Annotated in this window: 10 protein-coding genes and 1 pseudogene; 1 reads left to right on the top strand and 10 read right to left on the bottom strand. The window is 45.1% G+C overall.

Features of this window, described 5'->3' with window-relative positions:
* Positions 1-1,141: 1,141 nt before the first annotated feature.
* From ACIFSR_RS15820 to ACIFSR_RS15790, 7 genes are all read right to left on the bottom strand, one after another.
* The gene (locus ACIFSR_RS15820; RefSeq protein ID WP_430058184.1) at positions 1,142-2,140 is read right to left on the bottom strand and encodes a phytanoyl-CoA dioxygenase family protein; all 999 of its coding nucleotides are present in this window, start codon (positions 2,138-2,140) and stop codon (positions 1,142-1,144) included.
* A gap of 93 nt (positions 2,141-2,233) precedes the next feature.
* Entirely contained in the window at positions 2,234-3,142 is a 909-nt protein-coding gene (locus ACIFSR_RS15815; protein WP_430058182.1) for a helix-turn-helix domain-containing protein, read from the bottom strand.
* A 606-nt stretch (positions 3,143-3,748) separates the two neighbouring features.
* Entirely contained in the window at positions 3,749-4,582 is an 834-nt protein-coding gene (locus tag ACIFSR_RS15810) for a carbohydrate ABC transporter permease (RefSeq protein ID WP_076265461.1), read from the bottom strand.
* A 24-nt stretch (positions 4,583-4,606) separates the two neighbouring features.
* On the bottom strand, positions 4,607-5,485 hold the full coding sequence (locus ACIFSR_RS15805) for a carbohydrate ABC transporter permease (protein ID WP_076266068.1): 879 nt from the start codon (positions 5,483-5,485) through the stop codon (positions 4,607-4,609).
* A gap of 166 nt (positions 5,486-5,651) precedes the next feature.
* A complete protein-coding gene (locus tag ACIFSR_RS15800; protein WP_430058179.1) occupies positions 5,652-6,962 on the bottom strand; it encodes an ABC transporter substrate-binding protein in 1,311 nt (436 codons plus the stop codon).
* A gap of 150 nt (positions 6,963-7,112) precedes the next feature.
* Positions 7,113-8,669, bottom strand: coding sequence for a response regulator transcription factor (locus ACIFSR_RS15795; protein ID WP_430058176.1), 1,557 nt, complete (start codon positions 8,667-8,669; stop codon positions 7,113-7,115).
* Complete coding sequence (locus ACIFSR_RS15790; RefSeq protein ID WP_430058174.1) at positions 8,647-10,419, bottom strand: cache domain-containing sensor histidine kinase; 1,773 nt, start codon at positions 10,417-10,419, stop codon at positions 8,647-8,649. The genes ACIFSR_RS15795 and ACIFSR_RS15790 overlap by 23 nt, the downstream gene beginning before the upstream one ends.
* A 292-nt stretch (positions 10,420-10,711) precedes the next feature.
* On the opposite strand from ACIFSR_RS15790, the pseudogene ACIFSR_RS15785 reads away from it, so the two are divergent.
* Positions 10,712-11,164, top strand: a pseudogene (locus tag ACIFSR_RS15785) (transposase); the annotation flags it as partial.
* A gap of 481 nt (positions 11,165-11,645) precedes the next feature.
* Here ACIFSR_RS15785 and ACIFSR_RS15780 read toward each other — a convergent pair.
* The 3 genes from ACIFSR_RS15780 to ACIFSR_RS15770 all read right to left on the bottom strand — a co-directional run bounded on the left by ACIFSR_RS15780 (position 11,646) and on the right by ACIFSR_RS15770 (position 15,444).
* Positions 11,646-12,911: a chloramphenicol phosphotransferase CPT family protein gene (locus ACIFSR_RS15780; protein ID WP_430058171.1), complete on the bottom strand. Its 1,266-nt coding sequence runs from the start codon at positions 12,909-12,911 to the stop codon at positions 11,646-11,648.
* 962 nt (positions 12,912-13,873) lie between these two features.
* Positions 13,874-14,260, bottom strand: a complete 387-nt coding sequence (locus ACIFSR_RS15775; RefSeq protein WP_430058169.1) for an SDR family NAD(P)-dependent oxidoreductase — start codon at positions 14,258-14,260, stop codon at positions 13,874-13,876.
* A 23-nt stretch (positions 14,261-14,283) separates the two neighbouring features.
* The gene (locus ACIFSR_RS15770; protein WP_430058167.1) at positions 14,284-15,444 is read right to left on the bottom strand and encodes an SMP-30/gluconolactonase/LRE family protein; all 1,161 of its coding nucleotides are present in this window, start codon (positions 15,442-15,444) and stop codon (positions 14,284-14,286) included.
* Between the last annotated feature and the right edge of the window lie 21 nt (positions 15,445-15,465).

Below are 15,465 nucleotides of genomic sequence, written 5' to 3'. Positions count from 1 at the left end.
TGTTCTCGCCCCTTCAAATTATGTTATAGGGTATCATGGATTTTAAATTCCAAAATGATACCGCTTACATTAAAAATGTTATCATAATCATTTGCAGTGGATAATGGATCACCCTTACTTTTATAGTCTTACGATGACTATATCGATCTATATTTTGTCTCCAAAGAAGTATCTGGGTTAACCCGTAGGGTTGATATACCTTAGGGTTCTACTGCTAGTAGTTGTAGTCTCTACACACCCCGCAGTAAAATTTCAGTATCTAGTCATGCTAGAAGTCTAGTGCAGCATAAAAAAGCCACCTCGAAAGGTGGACTCAAAAAGAGTGCAATTGGTAATATACCTGTTTCTTGTTGTCCCTTCAAATGCTATTTTATTGAATGATCAATCCAAAGCCTTGTTGAATGTAATTCACGTTAGGATTAGCGATATTCTCGTTGTCAGATTTAAACGTTGCATACCCATTGCCGGTATATGTGTAAATAGCTGCTCCTTTATGCGGCAATGTGAATCGTAAGGTTAAAATTCCGTCAAGCCCAGTACCATTGATGTTACTTATGTCACTACTATTAATCGTATCCGGTAAGAGAATGCCGGCATTGTTCTGAAAGTGGGTAATCAGGGAACACGGTATTCATTCTGATTCCGGTACCTTCTAAAGTGTCGCTGATTACATTATTTGTTGACTTGCGTCCTCCTCCTCCAAAGAATAAAACGGCTGCTGCACCCCAGTTGTTCTCAATGATGTGGTATGACAACCGCTGACGCGCCATTGACTTTACTCGTCTACACAGCGATGCCATCATCTCCATTATTGCGTAAGCTGCTGTTACGAACAGTCGAATTGGGCTGTTGGAATTTATAAAATGATAGCGATATGCTTCTTTCATGCCCAATAGGCAGAAAAGATTGATATGTATAGATGTTTACACAAAGCAGTCGCCCAAGCTATGAACCCGCTTGAGGCGACTGGATTTTATTTATTTGATTAGGGTTGGAACCGCCAAGCTAACAAAATCGGTCAATTCACGGTCAATCTGATCCAGAACAAACACTTTCACTGTGTAGAATAATTGTGTAGAATCTTTGAATCAAAGGAAGCAGCGAACTCTATAGCAGTATACAATTCATATATCAAAACTGCTTATTCGTCTTTTTCCGTTCCAATTGGCATCATCATACCATTATCCATCCCCATCATTGTAATGCTGCTCGATTCTTCTTCTCCGTCTGCCAAATAAACCTCAGTTCCAAATGCTGGCTCAGCATAAGGGAGGTTTGTGTTTCCGCGGACGAGAATTTGACGGTAATTCCCTGAATGACCTTCGAATCCATCATGGTCCCATGGAACCCAAGAACGTGCATTGCAATAATGGCAAACGAATGAGCGACGGTAGCGATCCTGGGTACGATTCGGATAAGAGCGATGAAGTAGATGCGAATGGAAAAATAAAACATCTCCAGGACTTAGCCGAACGGGTATGGCAGGAGGATAGTTTGCGACAACCTTAGATAGCGTATTCACATTATCGTCTAGATGGCTCACATTCTGCACACCATTCAAATCCTCGAATGCATCCACCGCGTGCACATTTCCTCCTCCAACACCATCAGGAGGATATATGGGCTCGTGGTTCGAACCGGGGACAACCCATAAGCAGCCATTTTCTTCATCTGCTTCCTCTAAGGCGATCCACGCTCCGATTAACGTATCCGGATGCGTCTTAATATAGCATGCATCCTGATGCCAGCCTTGACCGCCTTTTCCAGGAGGATTTAAGAAAAGCATGGACTGAAGGGCGTATACATCCGGCCCGACCAATGCCTCTGTAACATCGACTATTCGAGGGTTAAGCATGCCCCTCTCCGCTGCTCCGCTGAAACGAGACATCATGTGAATTCGTGTCGCCTTTGCAAATTCCTCCTTGAGAGGGTCCTTACTATCACGATCTGCCTGATTATCCAGCTGAAGGCTATTAAGCCTTGATTGCTCTGCTAATTCATATAACTCGTCGATGTCTTCTTTTGACAATAAGTTTCTGACAATTAAGTAGCCTTCTCTGTGATAGTGGGAATAATCCTTCACGCTTACTAAATAGCGGTTATCCCTCGCACGTGATTTAGGTATATAAAACTTCCCCATAACCAGTTCACTCCCTCGATTTATATGCCTACCCCCTAATTTTAGCGTGATAAGGCAGCACTCTCCATAGTCTAAAACAGGCAAATGATGTGTTTATTTGACCAAGGAATTCACCAAAATATTTCGATTTAAAGGATAAGGCGTGTATGGGTCCAATACGGATACCGTGTGGCGAAATAAGGGATCCTGGCACCTTTTTATGTAATCCGATGCCGTTATTCCACGAACTTTTTTATACATTTTTGAGAAATGGTGTTCATCACCGAAGCCTACCGAATAGGCAATCTGTTTTACTGTGCCGGTGCCCCTCATCATCAATATCTCAGCACGGCGAAACCGTAATTCGAGCAGCATCCGTTTGGGGGACATGCCCGTGGTAGCGACAAACATTCGTGTGAAGTATTCATGTGACCAGCCCGATATCGCTGCGATTTCTTCAATCTTTACAGGATCGGTCAAATGCTCTTCCATATAGGTAATCGCGTGTTGAACAGGAATAGGCAAGGGAATGGCTTCCCCTTCCGCAACTTGTGAGGAAAAGGACGATAGTTCTTCTAGAGAGGCGGAAATCAAAACGGCAAGCCTTCTCCGCCAATACGCAGGCTGGTGATTCGCAATCCAAAGTATTTTCTCCATTAAGCCAGTTACGAGCATATGGCGCCCTGCCAGGAACATATGCCCTTCTCGGAGCAAGGCCACGAATCGTTCGTCCGCATTCCGCAGTGAGGCATAATCAAAATGCACAAACAAATGCCGTACGTTTTTTTCCGGCGCGAACCGGTAGGTATGCCAGTCACCTGGGCGTGTGAATATGAAGCATGGCTCATTAAGAACAAATAGGCTTCCGCCTATCTCATATTCCGTTTGGGTACCATCGGGAAAGTAGACTAATTCAAAATCGTCAATTTGCCTGGGCCCGAGCACAAACCCAGCTTGGATGACAAAGTCTCCTGCGTTATGGACTAACGGCAATTGAAAGGCCTCTTGCTCTTGTTCACTCATATTCATCAACTCCCTCTCTATCTAATATGTACAGTCAAAGGAATTATTTTATTAGTCCCTTCGCTTGAAGATATCATATAAATAGTCTAATGCTAAAAAAGAAAAATACCTACTAGTATACATTCAGTCGATACTCGCTGCTGATCCCCTCCGGACAGTATGTATGGAAAAACGAAGCCATATCTTTCCCTCCACTCAACTTTATCTTCACAAAAAAAATGGACATCTTCGTTCCTAAGAAACGGATGCCCACATATGTTGTGTAACAATATATAAAAATACTAAGAATTATAGGTTCGTCAACGTAATAGATAACGGAGAGAAGAAACTGCATACGGAATACCACAACCTGTATGGCCACGATGAAGCTGAAGCAACTTATAATGCTTATGTGAAGCATAAAAAGCGGACAAGAGGTTTGGCAATTTGTAAAAGAAGTTGAAGATATCAGCCGAAAGTACATTACGATGCGTTATGACGAAGAGCTGAAAAAAGTAAAAGCTGCTAATAACAAATAATTCTATAATACAGGGTTCACGGACATCGCTGTATGATAAGGAAACGGATGGAGGTCTCTTAGGTCTCAACCCGTTTTTTATGATCGTTTTATCCTTTTATGCCGGACAGTGTTACCCCTTCAATAATATAACGTTGTCCGATCATGTAAACGACCAATACCGGGAGCAGAGCGATTGAAGCACCAGCCATCATCAGCGTCCAGTCCGTCGCATACATGCCGCGGTATAGATTCAGCATCATAGGTACCGTAAATTGCTCCGGGCTGTTGAGAAAGATAAGCGGATAAAAGAAATTGTTCCACATGCCCAGAAAAGTGAATATGCCGAGTGCTGAAAGCGCAGGCTTGACTAGCGGAAGCATGATGCGCGTATAGATCGTAAAGCGATTGGCACCATCCACAATGGCTGCCTCTTCCATTTCCTTCGGGATGCCTCTAAAAAATTGGCGGAGCAGAAAAACGCCAAAGGCATTTAATAAAGCAGCAGGCACGATGATCGACTGATGCGTATCGAGCCAGCCGAAATTTTTCATCATCAAGTACAGCGGGATGATTGTCACTTGTCCGGGCACCATCATCGTTGCCAGAAACAATATGAACAGCGGTTCCCGGAATGGGAACCGGATTTTGGCGAAAGCGTATGCAGCCATTGAGCATGTTATCAGCTGCGCGAATACGACGATGACATTAATATAGAAGCTGTTAAAGTAAGCTCGCCCGAAAGGCAAGGCCGTCAACGAAGTTTTGAAATTGGACCATACGAACGGTTCAGGAATCCATTTAGGCGGAACGACGAATACTTGGGACAAATCTTTTAGCGCACTGAGTATCATCCATAGGAAAGGCAGCCCCATGACGCAGGCCCCAATGATCAGCACGACATGAAGCACCATCGTAGAGGGTTGAAGCTTTTTCGAATTCATGAGTTTTCTCCTTCCCGGTCATCCTTATTCTTCGTAATGAACCCAACGTTTGGATATTTTCATCTGCAGCAAGGTCAGCGTCAAAATCATCGCAAACAGCGTGACAGCGGCCGATGTGCTTGTACCGAAGGTAAAATCAACAAATGCCGAGTCATATATATGGTATACAAGTGTATAACTGGCTTTTGCCGGTCCACCCGAGGTCATGACAAAGGATTGATCAAACACCTGAAAAGATCCGATCACGGACATGATGGTGACAAAAAATGTAGTCGATGATAACAAAGGAACCGTAATATGCCGCAGCTGCTGCCATTTGCTGGCGCCGTCAATTTGTGCAGCCTCGTAATATGTCGCGGATATTCCTTGTAATCCGGCAAGGAAAAGCACCATACTGCCTCCAAGTCCCATCCATATGCTAAGCAGCGCAATGGAAGGCATTACGAACCGCGTGTCTGTCAGCCAACGGGGACCTTCAATGCCGAACCAATCTTTTAAGTATAAATTAATCAGCCCGAAATCCGCGTTAAAGAGCCACATGAAAACGACTGCTACCGCTACGGACATCGTAATGTTAGGCATGAAATAAATAAGCCGGTAAAGGATCTTTCCTTTTACTTTATTTAAGCCAATAGCAACAAGCATAGCCAGAATGATGCCGGTCGGTACGGTGAGAACGGTATAATATAGCGTGTTAACAAGCGCGATTCTGAAATCGGGATCTTTAAACTGCCCCACGAAATTGTCTAGTCCGACAAAGGTCCGTTCACCGAAGCCGTCCCAGCTCATTAGACTGATGGCGAAAGCTAATATAAGCGGAATCAACGAAAAGATAACCAAACCGACCATTTGCGGAAAGATGAAAAAATATCCCCAAAGACTGTCCACCGTCTTCGTCCTCATGAAGTGACGTTTCGAATCTGTTTGGTCTATTGACGGAGAGGGCCCATTATTAACGGCCGTTTTCATATCGATGTAAGCCACCTTTCTTCTATTATAGTAAGAAGGAAGGGATTTCCGAATGTTCGAAAGGCCCCTTCCATTTCCTTGTGAAAGGACTGCTGGCTGCTTATTTTTTTCCTTTGTATTCCTCAATCTTCTTGTTCGCCAATTCCTCGATTTCCTTCATTGCTGTATCCAAATCCTCATTTTTCAGCCATAGCGCCTCAAAACGGGAATTAATATCATTACTTAGACCGGGAATACCCGCTTCAAACGGAGTTAATGCATAACCGATTTCCCGAGCATCCAGGAAAAACTGCGCATGCTCGGGAAGGTTCCCTTCAAGCACCACTTCGTCTGCTCCCGATACCGAAGGAACGGCATTGCCGCCTCCTTGAAGACGATAGGTTTGACCTTCCTTATTGACGAATTCCGACAAGAAGGTGTACGCCGCCTCTTTATGCTTGGTAGTCTTGTTCAGTACCATATAGGCTGTAGGAATACCTGCGGGCTCGATTTTATTGCCGGTATTTGTCGGCCAGGTGACGATATCGTACTCGAGGCTATCGTTTTTCTTGAACAGTGGAAGGTACCAGCGTCCTGCGCCGACAAAGCCAACCTGATTGGACATAAACATCGCATCGCCGCCTTGTCCTTTTGGAAGCGTACCGGCAAATGTAATGTTTTTACTCTTGACGTTATCATATAAGAATCGGAAAGCTTCGACCGCTTTCGGATCCGTGTAGCCGATATATTTGCCATTGTCGTCATAAACCTTTCCGCCGTTAGAGGTTACCCAACTGTGTGTGCTGTTCCATGCATTATCAAGTACGTAACCATATTTGCCGCTTTCGCGGATTTTGTCGGTCATTTCCTTAAAAGCGTCCCAGTTCCACTGACCATTTATCTGCAAATCGGCGGGCATTTCAGTAATGCCTGCGTCCTTTAAAACCTTCTTGTTATACCAAAGCACCATCGGGTTATTGTCTACCGTGGCCCCGTATATTTTGCCGTCGCGCTCAGCGGCTCCCCATAGGCCCGGGAAGAAATCCTCTTTCTTAACCGCGCTTCTTGCATCATCCATTAACGGTGTGAGTTCCTCAATGCTGCCGTTTTCAATCAGTTTAACAATAAATGCGTCACCGGCATAAAAAATGTCAGGGGCCGTTCCGCCACTCAATTGCGTTAAGATTTTTTGATCGTACTCCCCCGGGATCGGGATTAACTCCGCTTCAATTTCAGGATGCTTCTTATTAAAATCATTTGTGAAATCTTGAAACCTTGTTAATTCTCCCGGATTTCCCCATGTAGCCCATTTGATTTTTACTTTCCCCTCTTTTGGACTGTTTGTTCCGGCTTCTTCTCCATTAGACACCCCGTTGTTGCCACCACCGCCCGTTCCACAGGCTTGAATCAAAGCAGATACAGCAATAATCATGATGAGTAGAGACCATTTGAGCTTCCCTCAAGATATCTAATTTTTATTCAACAATATTTTGTAAGCGCTTTAATTATAGTTTATTGTCAAAGTAGGTTTGAACGGTTTATATTCCGAAAGAGTGTCTTGTTTTCCGCAAATAGCATTATTTTATTTTCGCAACAAACCTTGAAATTCGGCTGGAGATACACCTACGATCTTTTTAAACTGCTTGCTAAAATATTTTACGTCGTTAAAACCAGACTGCTCGGCTACCTCATACACCTTGAGCGATGATCCCTGCAGCAACTCCTTCGCTTTCTTTACACGCAAGGCGATCAGGTGGTCGATGAAGTTCTCTCCTGTCACACGTTTGAACATTTCGCTGAAATAATTCCTGCTTACATTTACCGCATCAGCCACTTCCTGCAAGGAGATCGATTCCCTATAATGGCACTTGATATAGTCAGCGGCCTCCATTACGATCCTTTGGTGCAATGTTTTATCCGGCCGCGGAGAGTCTTCACCGCCCATGATTGTTTGGTAGCCATCTTTTACATGTTGAATGACCTCAGTGACATAACACAGCCTGCCGAGCTCCCGGATTTTCCGTATGATGGAAGAATCTGCGTCTTTGAATACGGCAAACAGGCTAAGCAATTCCTCTGCCTCCTGCAGCACTTCCTCTTTCGATCGATATTGCGGTAACCAATGCTTCATGATTTCATTTATCATTTGTTCTGATCTGGAATGAAATCCCATCGTTAACGACTCTTTGAGATCGTGTAAGGCTTCCGCAAAAGGATAGGGCCATGCCGAAATGGAATCCGTTTGCTCCTCAGCAGCAAGCAAGCGACACGGTCCGAGGAAGAAACCGACCGCGAGCATTTTCTTCGCCTCCATGGAGGCATTCTGAAGGTCAAGATAATTCTCATAAACGACGCTGAGTCCTATGGATACTTGCAATAGGTGCGACTCGGTATGCTGCGAAAACTGCTCGATAAGCTCATAACACCTGACATGCAGGTTTGGGTGTACAGGAAGAGCAGCCACAAGCAAGTCCGGACGAAGCATGACCGACACAAAGGAACCAAATGTTTGATAGAGTACCTGTTTGAGCACTTCTCCCAGCTCCGTTAGGAGATCATTCCTTTCAGCATCCGTTTTGCCAAATACGTTGATCTCCAAAGCGGCAATACGGTAGCTTTCTTCCGGGCATTCTGTCTTTATTCGTTCGATAGCAGCCAGGTCACCGCATAGCGCCTTGCAGAATGTCTTCTCCAGTTTTTTCAGTTTATTAGCGAGCTGTTGGTCTTCAAACTGCTGAACGATTTGTCTGTTCTCGCTTTCTTCCTGAAGCTTTTTTTTCATTTGATTCAGAACCGTTATGAGTGAATCCGAATTAAGTGTCGGCTTCAAGATGTAATCGCTGGCCCCTAACCGGATTCCTTCCCGTACATATTCGAAATCATTATGACAGCTGAGCAGCAACACCTTGACCCAAGGACATAATTCTTTAGTCTTGCGCGTGAGCTCGAGTCCATCCATCACAGGCATAGCAATGTCGGTGATCAATATATCAATCTCTTGATTCTGAATCCATTTCATTGCGTTTTGCCCGTTTGACGCTTCACCAACCAATGTAAATCCGTGTCTCTCCCAATCAAAAGTGGTACGAAGCCCGATTCGCGCTATCTTCTCGTCATCAACCAATAGCACTCTGTACATAAGTTTCCTCCTTTGAATCAGCAATCGTAATAAGCACCCGGGTCCCTTCGTTTTTGATGCTTGAGATGCTGAGACCGTATGTACTTCCGTAATATAACTGGATGGTCTGATGAACATGATTCAGCCCGATATTGGTCATCCCTTTATTGCTGCGCTCTTTATCGTTCATCTGCAGTTGATGAAGCCTTCCCTCATCTATTCCGATACCGTCGTCGGTTATTTTGACCACGATATTTTTTCCGTTTTGTTCGACTTCGATATCAATTGATCCATCTGCATCCTTTGGAGCGATCCCATGGAAAATGGCGTTCTCGACGATGGGCTGAAGCAGCATTCGGGGAATTTGTATTTTTTTGAGCTCCTCTCGGCAATGGATATTTAAGCTGATTTTGTTATCATAGCGGTATTCCTGAATGATCATATATTTCTGGAGCAGTTCAAGCTCCTCCCCGAGCGGAATAAAAACGCCATTCCGTTCAAGACTGCCTTCTAATATTTGAACCAGCGTAGTGACGGCGTTATCTACATCATTTGTTCGGTTCAATTTAGCCATCCACCTAATTGAGTTCAGCGTATTATAAAGAAAGTGAGGGTTAATTTGATAGCGGAGCGCTCGTACCTCCGCCTTTTTTTTCTCCGATTCCTCCTTGGCGATTCGGGCGATTAACAAATCGATCTGTTTGATCATTTTATTAAAACTGCGGCCCAGCTGCCCAATTTCGTTCCGGCCGACGCTCTTGCTCCGGACGCTCAGGTCGCCGTTCTCCCCTTTACGCATCAATCGGCTCAGATTAACTAACGGATTACCGATTTTACGAGTTACGAAATACCCCATGCCCATTGCAGAAAGGATGCAGCAAAGTGCAATCCACATCGTGAATTTCCGAATACTGGCCGAATCGGCTGTTAGTTCCTCGAGAGGTACAACCCCAACCACATCCCAGCCGTTATATAGGCGTTCAGGAATCACCAGCGTGCTTTTGTTGTCTTTGTTATATTCTGTCGCTTGCGAAGGAAGGATGAGCTTGGACTCTTTTCCATACTGCTTGGAATCCGGATGATAGAAATAACGGTTCTCGCTATTGGTGACATAGATGTAACCCGTATCCCCAAATTGAACGCGGTCAAGCTCATCGATCAGAACCTCGCCCATAATTTCAAAGAACATCACGCCGATAATATCGCCGGTTTCCCAGCTTCGTATGGCGCGGCCAAGGCCGAATACAGGAAACCCCATTTCCGTTTTCTTTAAATAAGAGTTTTGAGAGAGTCCGAACCAAACGCTATTACCATTTGCTTCCAATATCGCTTTATACCAGTCGGAATCCCATTGATCCAGAGACACCAAGGAGTCCGAACTTAATACCGAATTGTTGCGGTTCACATCAAATATATAGATATCGAGGATTTCTGACGAATTGATCATGATGGATGTTAGAATGTCTTGTCCATCTTGAATCTTGAGCGTGGTTTCATACAACTTCTCTTTCGATTGTTCCTTCAAAATATTGTGGATGACCTTACTGTTTAACAGCATCATAGACGAATCATCAAGCTTTTTGAAATAAAGGTTCAGCTTGTCACTCACCTGTGTAATAGTAAGCGAGGCTACCTTACTGACTTGTTCCTCTACGATAGAGGACGATTTATGGTAAGACAAAAAACCCATGACCAGAACGGGAAGCGTCATGCCAATAAAGCAGAACCAAAAGAGTTGGGCTACAATGGAATGAAAATGACGGAAACGCATGGTCGTTCCTCCTTTATATTCAACATTAGTTTGCTGAACTCTATATTACTCAAACTATAACAGCGCTTACAATAGTTCATATTAAAAAAATAGATTATCTTCTACTCTTTCTCTTTTTTTATGAAGGTGCATTTTGCAATAATCAAAGCCCCCGAACTATAAAGGTTTTCTGAGCATAATAAAGAGACTTCACCCTGACTTGGAGAAGTTTTCAAGTAACCAACCCGAAAACGAGCCAAGCAAGTGAAGTCACTTGTATATTCTCCAAGAAATCCTAGTATTCTTTAACAAACTGCAAGCACCGCTTGAGAACATCGATACATTTACCTGTCTGCATCGCCGTTTGGACGTGGATCTTGGCTCCCGTTACCATTGCAGGCTTCGGCTTGATCGGGAAGCTCCTTCGGTAGCGACGTTAATCCGCATCTTCGCCGAGAAGACAAATCAAGAACTTGCTAAGCGCCTATTTAATGATCTTGTCACACGCTGTATGCAAGAAGCAGTCATCGATGGGAGTCACATGGCTGTCGATAGTGCAGCGATTCATAGCTATGAGAAGAAGCAACCGAAACGCAAATTAGAACTGACTGGAAATGCCAACTGGGGTGCGAAGTTCGACTCCTTCCGCAACAAAGCCGAGTGGTTCGGCTACAAGCTTCATCTTGCCGTTGATACCACAAGAGCGCTACCTATGACGCTATCGATTACACCGGATCATGTTAATGACGGCGATATGGCCCCCGGCTCTGATAAAAGATACCGATACCGAAAACCAATAATAAATATGGCAGTTTTGACGATTTTCTTAACGAACTGGCAATCGCATTTGAAATTGGATTATAACCTCTGGACAAAAGAATAATGACAGAACTCATAATCGAAAAAACTAATTCTCAAAAAAGTTACAGAAATAGATCTCGAATGGGGGGAAATAGCGGTGATTTATTTTATTACGTCCTTGTATAGGAATAATGAGGTTTTTTTCAAAAAAAACGCCCCGAAGGGCGAAGCATGTTCCTCCACTATCGTACCCGTTAGCTTAATAAAATGAGCATGCCAATGTAGTGACTGCTCATACATGTGTGTTTTTCAACTATCGTTACCCGATAATTGAATAGAAACGTGGGTTCAGGCTTAATATCATACGTAATCTGACCCCAGCCATACCAGGTAGATAATGCGAATGTTGCTCTTTCAGAGTCGTTTCAGAGTGTGTACTCCACCACCTACGTCATGGCCTCAAGATGCTGGAAAGCTGAAGGCAGCGACTCTTCTTCGAGGCGCTGGCGGATCAAGGCGGCACACTCTTCGGAACTAAGCACCGAGGTGTCAACCTCCAGATCATAGATTCCAAGCATATGGACAGCCTGCTGCCACAATCTCACCGGCTTTGGCACAGATCCGTCCTCTTCGTAGCCGGAATTCCAAGTAACGATCCTCCGCTGCATAACAACCTCTAATGGGCATCGCACACCAACAAACAAAACCGGCAGTCCACTTAGAGTCCGGGCACAGCTGGGAAGAATCCCCCGCGGGATCGAATAAGCATCGTGGTGACCGACATCAACTACAACATTCAGTCCCAAGCGGCTGTGCGCAGCAATAGACTCATACATGGCTTGATAAAGGGTCACTATGAGTGGCTCAAGGTCGGGGCGTTCCCCACCTGGCCTAAGCCCAATCCCTGGCCGGTAGCGTTCTGGGGTCATCTGCATGAACCGGTCGACTCCCATGTTCATCCACACACCCTCGAACGTATTCTGAATCACAGTGGCAATACTGGACTTCCCTGACCGCGGAGTCCCGTTTAAAATAATAATCTGTCCGGGCACATCTACCTGTAACATTTGCTTCCCCCTTGATTGTAATGAATAAAAGTTCCTGCTCTCAACCTCAAGACGTTGGAACTCCGGCCACTCTTGGAGGCGCTGGCGGATCAGAGCGGCACACTCTTCAGAACTGAGCACCGAGGTGTCAACCTCCAGGTCATAGTTACCAGGCATATGGACAGCCTGCTGCCATAATCTCACTGGCTTTGGCACAGATCCGTCCTCTTCGTAACCGGAATTCCAGGTAGCGATCCGCCGCTGCATGACAACCTCTAATGGGCATCGTACACCCACAAACAAAACAGGCAATCCACTCAGGATCCGGGCACAGCTCGGAAGAATCCCCCGCGGAATCGAATAAGCATCATGATGCCAGACATCCACCACGACATTCAGTCCCAGACGGCTGTGTGCAGCAATGGCTTCATACATGGCTTGATACAGGATCACAATTAGAGGCTCAAGTTCAGGACGTTCCCCACCTGGCCGAAGCGAGATCCCAGGCTGGTAGCGTTCGGGGGTCATTTTCTTGAACTGACTGCCCCCAACGTTCATCCATACACCCTCAAACATATTCTGGATCGCGGTGGCAATGCTTGACTTCCCAGCCCGCGGATTGCCGTTCAGAATGACTATTTGTCCGAGTTTATCTTCTTGTGACATGCGTTTCCCTCCATACAAAGATTTCGTTCATACTGTGAATGTTTTTTTCATCTTTGGAAGTTACAATATAGATTGTAGCAACTATACGGCTAATGGAATAGTCTGTAATTTTAATATAATAAGGCGTAAAATTGAATTAGAACATAATCTTATCTTGTTGTGCTATTCTGCCCGTTCATATTATGATTCAACTAGATAGATCCTTATGCCGCAGCCATTGTCAGATAGGTCACTTAATAAGCAAAAAAAACCACCCCGAAGGGTGGTCCGTACTCATGATGAGCACTATCGGATTTGGATTGGAGTGGAGAGTCCTGTCCTGAACCTTTAGCTTTTTAGTGTTAAACACATTCATGTCTTTCAACTTCAATAACCGATTAATGAAGGATGTATTCGACACTAGGTTACCCTCCAAAAAAAACGAAACCTGTAAAGACGATGAGTCCAATCAAGGTTTGTTGGTCGCAACTTTGGATCTCCACGACCCCCTATGCCTTTACGCCGAGCACCTCTGATTTTCGTTGAAGCAAATCGTATTGTGTAAGCAGATGCTCTTTTTTGGCTAACTTCGTACCGTGCCTGATGCCAACCGAACAGCTTGCAGCGGCTTTCCTTTACGGTTGCGATGTTTTATTATCGTGGAATTTAGGGGGGGGGGATGCATGAATCTTGATTTTTGTAGCTGACGACGCGTATCCGGATGAAGCTTTCAGCGGTAGATTCAAACGCTGTGCTCCTCCACCTTCGGCTACGTCTACGCTTCACTGAACCCCTGACCAATTTTGGTCCAGCGAAGAGCTCTCCATCAGAGCTATGATAAATCCTGATACTGAACTTCAATTCTTTGGGTTAGCGTAACAAATCCCTCCATGCTCCCGTGGTGGTTCGTTGCCATGACCAGAATTGTCAAACTTAAGGCATGTACCTTGACACGGTACATACCAATCTCAGTGGACGCCGCTTTATTTGAACCGCTGGGATTGCCTTGAAGGCATAATAGTCAGTTCCGGAATGTTGACATGCTCAGGCTGCTCCAGTGCATAGAGTGCTGCTTCTGCAACATCATCGGGGTGTAACGGCAAAACTTTCGAAGTAAACGCACGAACTTCAGCCAGTTGTATATCGGCAGGTACCGCCAAAACCTCGTACAATTTTTCTTTATGCAAGTCTTGAACCAGCTCATCCAATCGTTCCCGACGGCGTGCCACTAAGGCTACATATGCGCCACGCTTTGCCAGTTTCCTGGAAATCGATACCCCGATGCCACTGCTGGCGCCAGTCACCAAGGCTACTTTTCCTGCTAGACTCTCCTTAGCATTCCAAGATAGCTCCAAATCATCCAGTTTCATTTCGCATCCTCCCGGATCCAACATTATTTTGTTAAAAGCACGCGATGTAAACCCTGGCTGCCTCCAGGTGCCGTTCCTATATATAAATATCCGTTATGACTTACAGCCGTAGTTACACCATATAGTGAGCCTTCTGGATCATGCCAGCTTTCGATAAGCTCTCCCTGCGGACTGAACACAGCAGCAAGCCCATGCTTCGCCGGTGCGCTTGCACCGCTAAGCAGCGATTCTGGCAATTTGGCCATGGTACCGGCCAACCAAGGGCTGCGATGCATCTGATCTACAAAAGAGATGCGATTCGTGAAGATGCCCACCCAGAATTGACCATGCTCATCACGTGTAATATTGTCTGGGAAGCCTGCGAGATTTTCCACAAAAATATCAGATGTCCCCTTCTTTGTGCCCTTGAGCCAGTATCTAGTCAACTGGTAATGATATGATTCCGCAACAAGCACAAAATCTTCATCCGCAGACAAGGCAACCCCGTTTGCAAAATAGAGGCCTTCCAACAGGACGGTCGTCTGTTTGGTCATTGGATCGTACTTCAGCAAACGTCCATGCGGCTTATTCTCGGCAATTTCTTTAAATGTCACCTTGCCATAGTTCGAGGTATCGGAAAAATAAATTGAGCCGTCCTGGGCAATATCAAGCTCGTTAGCTAAATAGATCGGCTTGCCGTCCACTTGATCAGCCAATACCTCTATGCTCCCGGAAGGGTTTATAGACAGCAGTCCCTTCTGGATATCAGTAACGATCAAATCGCCATTGGCATCGAATTTAAGCCCATTAGGCGTTCCTTTAGTGTCTGCAAATACTTGGGCTTCTTGCGGATTGCCATCTGCATCGAAACCAACCTTGTAAATTTTCCCGTCAGAATCTCCTGTATATAGCGTACCCTCTTTATCAAACGTAATGAATTCCGGAGATTTAGGGGCATCCGTAACAAGCTCAGCTGAGCTGAGTTTATTGTTCTGTTGCCACGGACCAGGTTCCTTAAAAGAGGGACCCGTCGGCGCGATCCATTTTGCTGGTGTGATAGGTGAAGGTACAAGTGAAAAAATGATTATTCCAAGAAGCATCACCGCAAGCAATGATAATACCACTCTTCGAGCTTTACGACTCGGGCGTTTAGGACTATTCAAGCCTTCATTAGATTTAACGGAACGAACTGGATTATTGGGCATTATAGCGCCTCCTATGTCATG

It is taken from the genome of Paenibacillus sp. NRS-1760, from assembly GCF_050467785.1.
GTDB lineage: Bacteria > Bacillota > Bacilli > Paenibacillales > Paenibacillaceae > Pristimantibacillus.
This window is presented reverse-complemented; position numbering and strand designations above follow the sequence as displayed.